The organism is Aquimarina sp. Aq78 (assembly GCF_900299525.1).
Taxonomy (GTDB): domain Bacteria; phylum Bacteroidota; class Bacteroidia; order Flavobacteriales; family Flavobacteriaceae; genus Aquimarina.
In genome coordinates this window covers 119,363-128,147 of record NZ_OMKA01000002.1, presented here as the reverse complement: position 1 = coordinate 128,147, position 8,785 = coordinate 119,363, and the positions used below count along the sequence as shown (strand labels likewise).

Sequence of the window (8,785 nt, the reverse complement as noted above, 5' to 3'; positions counted from 1 at the left end):
CTCTAACTGTGCATGTGATGCCTGGATAGGTTGTTTAACAACATACCAGGTAACAATTTCTGAACAGGCAGGGGTCGTTAAAGAACCACTATAGGTATAAAAATTCATATTACCAGGAAGTATATCGGCTATATGATACTCATTATTACTTGTGTAATATTCATCCTTATGTTCGGGAAGATTATCCATAAACTGAGACAAAACTTCATTTTCTGCTCCTTCGGTAAAAAAAATACCGACTACTGCCAACAAACCAGTAGTTGGGTTTCTGTGTACCAAATGCATCTCCATAGGATATCTATTTCCATTTATAGTATGCTCACTACCAGTATGAAAGTGAAACTGTAAAAGATCGTAATCAATATTGTTTAATGAAGCCGAACTACCAGGAGTATAATCAAAACGTAAAGTATGACCATTATTAACAATAGTTGTAGTACTTGTAGTATAATTGGTATTGATATTATTAATATCATCCGCATCATCCGCATCATCTGCATCATCGGTTACAATATCAATTGGAGACTGTACATTACCTCCACAATCTTTCCAATCCTCGCCGCAAAGATCAGCCCAGAATGCTGGTCCTTCTGATCCTTCGTACTCAAAATGACAGTCTGATGAACTTTTTCGTCCAAAAAAGATGTTCCCAAGATTTGTCTCGTCATTTTTATTAATATCCTGATTAACATTTTGATCCTGAATATCTGTCTTTTCATTCTCACAAGAAGCTAATCCATAAATTAAAGCCAAAGTAAATAAATACTTAAAAAAATTTGATTTCATAATGTGTTGAGTTTACAATTTTATGTGTTCAAAAATATGAGCTTGTTATTATTTTTTGTGCAAAATCCATCAATCAAGAATATGATATTTATCAATTAATTTATTGATGATTGAATGGTTTAAACCAGAATAAATCGATATTTTTAAAGTATTAACTATCACACAAAACTCATGACACAATCTTCTGATTTACAACATAGATTAATTACTATTTTAAAGCTCTCTACTTTTCTTATTTTTTTAGGTAGAGCCTACCAGCACATCGTTTGGGACGCTCCCTACAGGACTTTTCTATGGGACGAAAGTATCCTAAAAAGTAGTATTGAAAATATTTTTGGTATTGCCTGGAATGATTATGTAACCAGCCTATCGGCTGCTAATACAATTTCTTTTTCAATAAAAGCAATAGGTGTCTTTTATCTCATTTGTGCTATCATTACTTTAATGATAAAACCTAACATGAAAAAAATCGGTAAATTCTTTTTATTAGGGGGGAGTATTGGACTTTTTATTTTGGCAATCTTGTATTGTAAAGAGAAGTTTTTACATGTTGGGCAATTTTTTGAATATACAATTCAATTCATGACTCCGGTACTTCTTTATATGATATTATTCACCTCTATTGAATTTAAAAAAATACGCTTAATTGCTCTTATTGCTATTGCTCTTACATTTAGTTGTCATGGTTTATATGCTATCGGATATTATCCCAGACCAGGTAGTTTTATTGACATGACACTCAATACTTTGCCAATTAGTGAACCTAGCGCGCATGTAATGTTAAAAACAGCAGGTATTCTTGATTTTGTAGTTGCCATTGCTATTTTTATTCCCAGAATATCTTATGCTGCTTTAGTATATGCCTTTGTATGGGGAGGGTTGACCGCTATAGCCCGACTAGTAGGTCATTTTCACATTGCTTTTTTATGGAACTCATTCAGTCAATGGACCTGGGAAATGTTGATTAGACTGCCTCATGGTTTAATTCCCTTGTTTGTGATGATTGCTGATCGTCCTAATGTACGTTATCTAAAGAAACTTTCTTTCAGAAAAAATCCTCAAACTATATAATTCATTCATCATTATACTTTATAAATAATCCTCGGGTAAACCCCGAGGATTATATTAGAATAAGTTCAGTTAATTATCTTTATACAACACGTCATATTCTTTCTCCTTACTACAATTTTTGTTAGACTATAAAGCACTTTGAAATAGAAAATGAATTTCATACTAACCTTCTTTCTTCATAATCTGATCAATCATCAAGCTTAAAACAAAACGACAATATTTCGTTGAGCAAATCTTGGAGTATTAACCTTCTTAGAATAAAAAAACTGCCTGAACATATGCTCAGGCAGTTTACTACTAGTAATAAAGATGTTCTATCTTTTAATAAACTTCTTACTTTCCTCTCCTTCTCTTGTTTTAATAACAATAAAATATACTCCTGCATTTAATTTATCAATAGCATAGGTTGTTGTTTCTGATTTAAAGTATACTTTATCAACCACCCTTCCGAACATATCTCTAATGATAGCTTCAGACCTATTGGCCTTAGTATAATTAGGATATTTGATGTGTAATACACCAGATTCTATCGGGTTTGGATGAATTTCCAGTTTTTTCTCTACAACACTGTTCTCGTCTACTAATGAAATATCATTTCTTTGAGCAACAGCTGCGATAGTATGTGGGTTATCAATAGTCACAAGACTACCTCCTGTAGGATTCCAAACATCGATATTGGTTGGTAAAACAAACAAGTTGTTATCACTCACCTGCCCAACACTGCTGGCATTATCTACTTTAATAGTTCTAAGTTCTATCTTATTTTTATCAATCCATAACCACTTAAACTGGTTAAACGATGCGGCTGCTCTTGTCCAGTTTTTGGTATCAGAAGCATTACGTAAAGGAGCTCCCCAACATCCTTCACCAACATAAACAGCTCGTTTAGGGTCGGTATCCACTCTTACAAATCCTTCATCACTTCCTGAGCCTGTCGAAGGTTTGATTGGCCAGGTACGTTTCACCACATGAGAATCACTCTCCATCACCAATTGTACGGCATGAGTATAAAAAGGTTTAGACCATGCTTCATACTGATCATTCTGTTCTGATTTACCAGGCTCATGAGGTCTGGTTGCTCTATGGTACTGAGCTACAGCCCAGGTGTGACTAGCAGAATTGGATGCTAAATCATTAGCCAACCAAGTTCCCTGTGTACCTGCTGGTGTTACCTCTGTGTTTAAGGTATAGGTTCTTATCAAATTCCCTCCAAAACTCAATGCATAATATTCTCCTCCAGCAGCAGTAGGAATATCAAAAAGATCTCTGATATCATTAGAGCTTTCATGATTACCTCGTGCAGCTACTACCGGAATCATTCTTCCATCAGCACCGATAGTCAATTGCCAGTCGTCAAACCAGTTTTTCCATTGAGAACTAGAAGAAGAACTGGTCATATCTCCTCCAAATAGTACCGCATGTGGTCTGATCTTAGCAACCAGTCTATTGGCGTTCTGTCTTGGAGTACGATTGTTTCTCGAATCCCCTCCTGCAATAATTGATAAACGAGTATTAGGATCACTAGGTGCAGTCTTAAACCAGAACCTCTTAGAAACCCCTTCACTATCCTTGATCACAAAATAATACGCAGTATCTGCCTGAAGTCCTGTTAATCTTGCATAGTTATTATTCATTCCTTTACTAGAAACGGTTCTGTCTACAGTTTTACTAAATGGATATGATGCAGCATTACTACCAAAATCTGTAGTGCCATAATGTACTACAGGATTGGTTCCTGTTACCTGATTCCATCCTACAACTATAGTTGTGGATGTGTTACCTCTCCAGGTTAATCGATACTTTTCTGTTGATGTACTGATCACTGGAGTTTCAGTAAAGGTTGCTGTTACTGTTTTATCAGAACTCATGGTCACAGATCCCGGATTGGTATTACCAGACAAGGCACCTGACCATCCGCTAAAATCCCATCCTGATGCAGCAGTAGCAGTAACAGTAACTGAGGTTCCTGAGTTATAGGTTCCTCCACCACTTACAGTTCCTTGTCCTGTTGTATTGGTCGTTAAGGTATATTGAACAACATTTGTTGTAGTGGCATTGACAGCAGTACTATTTGCAGATACATTACCTGCAGCATCTTTGGCTCGCACCGCAAAACTATAACTAGTATTGGCAGTAAGACCACTAACACTATAGGTAGTACTTGTTGATGAACCAATACTTGCTCCATCTTGATATACATCATACCCTGTAACCCCAATATTATCTGTAGAGGCATCCCAGCTAAGATCTAATGATGTGTTTGCAATATTAGCAGCTGTTAGGTTCGCAGGTACTGTAGGTGCTTGTGTGTCGGGAATGATAGAAATAATCTTCACATTATCGATCGCTATATCACTACTCCACCCTGATCCTGTTGTTGCTTTAAATTGTAATTTGATAACAGATCCAGCATAGGAAGTAAGTGCAACAGTAGCTTGATTCCAAACATCTCCCTGGCTACCATTCTTTGACCAGATTGAAGTATAAGTAACCCCATCATCGGTACTTGCCAAAACTTCCATAGTACCCATAGCAGTTCCCTGCATATGGTATCCAAACTCCAGTGATCCATTAGGAACTCCTGTTAAATCTATACAAGGACTGTTTAATAAAGCAACTTTATTTGGACTACCTGCCGGAGTGACATTGGTCGATGCTTCGGTATACAGATAGAATGAACCATCTTGTCCGCTTGCAGGACCAGTACCACTCGATGGAGTACCTCCTGAATCTCGGGTCCAATCAATATCATCTCCTGTAGCATTGATCCAAACTCCAAGACCACTCTCGAAACTCTCACTGTATGGAAAACTGTTAATCCCAGCACATCCTGGAGTAGCCGTGGTAGTAACATTAGCAACATTACTATTCCCTGATACATTACCCGCAGCATCTTTGGCTTTTATGGTAAAGCTATATGCTGTTGAAGCAGTAAGACCGGTAACATTAAAACTAGTGGTTGTCGATGTTCCTATGCTACTACCTCCCTGAAATATCTCATATTCGGTAACGCCTACATTATCTGTAGAAGCAGTCCAGGATAAATCGGCTGTTGTTGCTCCAATATTAGAAGCGGCTAAACTTGCCGGTGCACTTGGTGCCTGAGTGTCAGGTGTTGTAGAAATGATCTTCACATTATCGATCGCTATATCACTACTCCATCCCGATCCTGTCGTTGCTTTAAATTGTAACTTGATGACAGATCCAGCATAGGAAGTAAGTGCAACAGTAGCTTGGTTCCAAACATCTCCCTGGCTACCATTCTTTGACCAGATTGAAGTATAAGTAACTCCATCATCGGTACTTGCTAAAACTTCCATATTACCCATAGCAGTTCCCTGCATATGGTATCCAAACTCCAGTGATCCATTAGGAATTCCTGTTAAATCTATACAAGGGCTGTTTAATAAAGCAACTTTATTTGGACTACCTGCAGGAGTGACATTGGTCGATGCTTCAGTATACAGATAGAATGAACCATCTTGTCCGCTTGCAGGACCAGTACCACTCGATGGAGTACCTCCTGAATCTCGGGTCCAATCAATATCATCGCCTGTAGCATTGGTCCAAACTCCAAAATCAGACTCAAAACTCTCACTGTATGGAAAACTGTTAATCCCAGCACATCCTGGAGTAGCTGTAGTAGTAATATTAGCAACATTACTGTTTCCTGATACATTACCCGCAGCATCTTTGGCTTTTACGGTAAAGCTATATGCTGTTGAAGCAGTAAGACCGGTAACACTAAAACCAGTGGTTGTCGATGTTCCTATGCTACTACCTGCCTGAAATATCTCATATTCGCTAACGCCTACATTATCTGTAGAAGCAGTCCAGGATAAATCGGCTGTTGTTGCTCCAATATTAGAAGCTGCTAAACTTGCTGGTGCACTTGGTGCCTGGGTGTCAGGTGTTGTAGAAATAATCTTCACATTATCGATTGCTATATCACTACTCCATCCTGATCCTGTTGTTGCTTTAAATTGTAACTTGATGACAGATCCAGCATAGGAAGTAAGTGCAACAGTAGCTTGGTTCCAAACATCTCCCTGGCTACCATTCTTTGACCAGATTGAAGTATAAGTAACTCCATCATCGGTACTTGCTAAAACTTCCATATTACCCATAGCAGTTCCCTGCATATGGTATCCAAACTCCAGTGATCCATTAGGAATTCCTGTTAAATCTATACAAGGGCTGTTTAATAAAGCAACTTTATTTGGACTACCTGCAGGAGTGACATTGGTCGATGCTTCAGTATACAGATAGAATGAACCATCTTGTCCGCTTGCAGGACCAGTACCACTCGATGGAGTACCTCCTGAATCTCGGGTCCAATCAATATCATCGCCTGTAGTATTGGTCCAAACTCCAAAATCAGACTCAAAACTCTCACTGTATGGAAAACTGTTAATCCCAGCACATCCTGGAGTAGCTGTAGTAGTAATATTAGCAACATTACTGTTTCCTGATACATTACCCGCAGCATCTTTGGCTTTTACGGTAAAGCTATATGCTGTTGAAGCAGTAAGACCGGTAACACTAAAACCAGTGGTTGTCGATGTTCCTATGCTACTACCTGCCTGAAATATCTCATATTCGCTAACACCTACATTATCTGTAGAAGCAGTCCAGGATAAATCGGCTGTTGTTTGTGTTATATTGGCACTAGTTAATCCCGATGGTGTAGAAGGTGCTTGTGTATCCGGGATAGGTGTTAATGTAGTTACATTAACTACATTACTACTTCCAGATGCATTACCTGCAGCATCTTTCGCTTTTACCGTAAAACTATATCCAGTATTTGCTGTTAATCCATTTACACTAAAACTGGTGGTTACAGATGTACCAATACTTGCTGCTCCTTGAAATATCTCATATTCGATAACCCCTACATTATCTGTCGATGCAGTCCAGGACAAATCTGTACTGTTAGTAGTAGTATTAGAGGCAGTAAGGTTTGCTGGCACACTCGGAGCCTGTGTATCTGTACTAACAACTACACCATTAGCAATTAATGAAAAATCCTGAGAGCCATTTGTTAGTGTACCTTTATGAGTAACTGTAACTGTATATGTTCCAGCAGCTAAAACGGCATCTATCTTTTCGACATTATCTCTAAAATTATCACCTTTTTGCGCAGCATCACTGTAATTATTAAAGCTTCCATTAGGTACCATTACCCATGGAGAATATGTATTATTGTTACCAGTTACACGAACATCCAGGTCATTTACCAATACAGGTGTGTTTCCTGAACCAATTGCTCCAGCAGGATCATTCCATACGATAGTCAAAGCTAATGGTGTAGATCCGTCAGAAATGATAGTTCTGGTATATGTACTTCCATTATTTAAGGTTAACTCATCCATAATAGATGTGTTACCATTATTACTGATAACCTGAGCAGCTCTTTCTGCATTAACCAGCCCCCATCCACTTGCAAAATCAGGACCATCATTGGCTCCCATTTCATCAGCAGTATCAATAATCAACCCTTTAGCTGTGGCAGCTCTCATGTACACTCCATTGATATTTTTATAGTGTTCTTGTAACAAAGCAATAGTACCTGCAGTTGCTGGAGTAGACATCGAAGTACCACTCTTACTACCATAATCTGTATCGCTGGCATTATCAGAAGAATATACCGTAGTACCATTATTAGTAATATCTGGTTTAATTCTCCAATCATCGGAAGGGCCGTAAGAACTAGATGAAGACATACTTACAGAAGAAGGTCCTGTATAGTTTAGGATATCATTACAATTTCCGACAACCAGTAAATTCTTTGCGAGCTGGTTTGTTTTTACTACTCCATAATTATTTCCGCTATTTCCTGCAGATTTACAATGCAGATAAAACGGAGCATTATGAGTAACTTCATCCATATCACGAGCAGTAGCGTCATAAACTCCTGCCGAACCACTTGGTGTGTTTGAATTATTAGCCAAAATTCCTCCGGCAGCAGCAAATGAAGCTGCTTCTGTTACCATCCCAGAGGCTGTATAGTTTTTAATAGTTGCTCCCGAGGCCATTCCTCTGGCTGCTGGATCGGTACCGCTAGCGATTAATGTACCTCCTGTATGTGTTCCATGGCTAGTAACAGATCCTCCATCACCTCCATTAGAAGCTCTACCTCCAAATTCCTGATGAGTCGGCCTAGCATAACCACTTTCCCATACACCTATTTCAATGCCGGCACCACTAAGATTAAGGCCTGATGATCCTCCCGTCCAAATTTTGTTTGTACGCCCTGAAGCGGCAGCATCAACATTATCATCATAAGCATAAATGGGTTCGCCTTTTTCATTAAAAGAATAAAAAACTCCTAACCGACCATCTATTGTGGTCTTTGTAAGAGCTACTTTTTGACTTGCAACTTTAGCCTTATTGGCATTGTTTATAGTATTAGATTTGTTAATAATCTTTTGCAGAGCTTGTAAATCGGTTTGTTTTTTAATATTCTCTCGGTCATTCTGATTTTGTGCGTTAACGAATATCGAAAACAACAAAAAAGGAATAAGAAGGAATATACTCTTCCTTGATTTCATGTGTTGAGTTTTAATTAATTAAGATTGTGTGTTTATAAAAATTAGTTTAAGATTTTAAAAGAGAAAAATCTTTTATGTCCAAAAAAGACATTGGGGTCGGGGAATAAGAATTTTTGTCTTAATACTTGCATTTTTTTGAGTATTCATAGGTTTTAATTTGATTACTAATTAAAATGGTTGTGTCTATTTATTATGACGTATTAATCATGATCACCCCCTAGTACATTATTTTTTAAAATAAAATAAAAGTTTTACTATCAAGAGATTATAAGCTAATACTATAGACTACACCTATTCTGAACGTAATTCATTATTTTGTCACAAATTGAATTCGCTCTTTTATAAAAGTGCTATGTGTTCTTATAAAAATGTAGTGT

The 8,785-nt window shown here is 37.7% G+C and carries 3 protein-coding genes; 1 reads left to right on the top strand and 2 read right to left on the bottom strand.

The window, feature by feature from the left end; genetic code table 11:
- On the bottom strand, window positions 1–786 hold a 786-nt coding region (locus DG435_RS04955), incomplete at its 3' end, for a carbonic anhydrase (protein ID WP_108840563.1).
- A 171-nt stretch (window positions 787–957) separates the two neighbouring features.
- Between DG435_RS04955 and DG435_RS04950 the strand changes: the two genes are divergently transcribed.
- Window positions 958–1,857 (top strand): hypothetical protein, encoded by a 900-nt coding sequence (locus DG435_RS04950; protein ID WP_106792001.1) that lies wholly within the window; start codon window positions 958–960, stop codon window positions 1,855–1,857.
- A 314-nt stretch (window positions 1,858–2,171) separates the two neighbouring features.
- Here DG435_RS04950 and DG435_RS25910 read toward each other — a convergent pair whose 3' ends face one another.
- Window positions 2,172–8,408, bottom strand: a complete 6,237-nt coding sequence (locus tag DG435_RS25910) for a fibronectin type III domain-containing protein (protein WP_234420902.1) — start codon at window positions 8,406–8,408, stop codon at window positions 2,172–2,174.
- Between the last annotated feature and the right edge of the window lie 377 nt (window positions 8,409–8,785).

Excerpts from the sequence above, each read along its gene's own strand:
- DG435_RS25910 (WP_234420902.1), bottom strand. The coding sequence starts at position 8,408 with ATGAAATCAAGGAAGAGTATATTCCTTCTTATTCCTTTTTTGTTGTTT.
- DG435_RS04950 (WP_106792001.1), top strand. The coding sequence starts at position 958 with ATGACACAATCTTCTGATTTACAACATAGATTAATTACTATTTTAAAG.